At 78.4% G+C, this 1,301-nt stretch carries 1 protein-coding gene; it reads left to right on the forward strand.

Annotated elements, in window-relative coordinates; all coding sequences use genetic code 11:
• The first annotated feature begins 218 nt into the window (after positions 1-218).
• On the forward strand, positions 219-974 hold the full coding sequence (locus tag ABD317_RS36995; RefSeq protein WP_344296465.1) for a TIGR03089 family protein: 756 nt from the start codon (positions 219-221) through the stop codon (positions 972-974).
• Positions 975-1,301 lie beyond the last annotated feature (327 nt).

A 1,301-nucleotide genomic window follows, 5' to 3' on the forward strand; every position in this document is an offset into this window, starting at 1 on the left:
GGTACGCCGGGTCGCGGGGGCCGCGCCGCAGCACGCCGAGGGTGCGTCCCAGGTCGTACGGGCCGGGGGGCACCCAGGTCCGGGTGCGGGCGCGGTGGTCGGGGGCGGCGGCGGGCATGACGCCCGACTCTAGCGTCCGGCACCGTCAGCCACGGCGGCGGCCGGGGCCGGTGGCTCGCCCCGCCGACCGCCGCACCCGACCGCGTAACCTGGCCGCGATGAACCCCACCGCCGCCACCCCCGCCGCCCTGCTCGACGCCGCCCTCGCCGCCGACCCGGCGCGCCCGCTGGTCACGTACTACGACGACACCACCGGCGAGCGCGTCGAACTGTCCGTCGCCACCTTCGCCAACTGGGTCGCGAAGACCGCGAACCTCCTCCAGGGCGACCTCGCCGCCGAGCCCGGCGACCGGCTCGCGCTGCTCCTGCCCGCCCACTGGCAGACCGCCGTCTGGCTGCTGGCGTGCAGCGCGGCCGGCGTCACCGCGGTGCCCGCCGACCCTGCCTCTCCCAACATCGCAGCCGCCGCGGACCTCGTCGTCAGCGGCCCCGAGACGCTGGCGCAGGCCCGCGCCTGCACCGGCGAGCGGATCGCGCTCAGCCTGCGCCCGCTCGGCGCCCGCTTCCCCCAGCCGCCGGACGGCTTCTTCGACTACGCCGTGGAGGTGCCGGGCCAGGGCGACCGCTTCCAGCCGTACGCCCCCGCCGACCCGGACGCGCCGGCGCTCGCCGTGGCGGGCGCCGAGTTCACCGCCGCCGAGCTGGTCGCCCGCGCCCGCGCGGACGCGGAGTCGCGCGCGCTGGCGCCGGGCTCCCGCACGCTGTCGACGCTCGGGTACGACACGTGGGAAGGGCTCTCCGCCGGTCTGTACGCGCCGCTGGCCGCCGGCGGCTCGGTGGTGCTCTGCCCGTACCTGGACCGGCTCTCGGCCTCGGAGCAGGACAAGCGCCGGGGCGACGAGCGCGTCGCGTAGCGGCCTCGCGGCACGTGCGACGGTTTCTCCTGAAGAGAGCCCTCGCGCCGCCCGCCGGGGCGACGCGCGGGGGAAGTTATCGGGCGTAGCGCCTCATTCGTGATGCCATGGAGCGCATGCGGCGGGCCGTACGACCTCGGGGGTGCCCGGCCGTCTGCACGAGTGGACACCGGCCGAGTGAGTGTGAGGGATGGGCGCAGACGTGACCGGCCCGCCGGAGGGCGACTCCGCGGGCTCCGGCGATCCTCGCCGCCCCCGGGACGTCGGCGCCGCCCGCGGCCCCGGGCGGCCGTCCCGCCGCCCGCGCAGCCGCCGGCGCGTCCTCGC

This window comes from Streptomyces synnematoformans (assembly GCF_039531005.1).
In the GTDB taxonomy this organism is placed as follows: domain Bacteria; phylum Actinomycetota; class Actinomycetes; order Streptomycetales; family Streptomycetaceae; genus Streptomyces; species Streptomyces synnematoformans.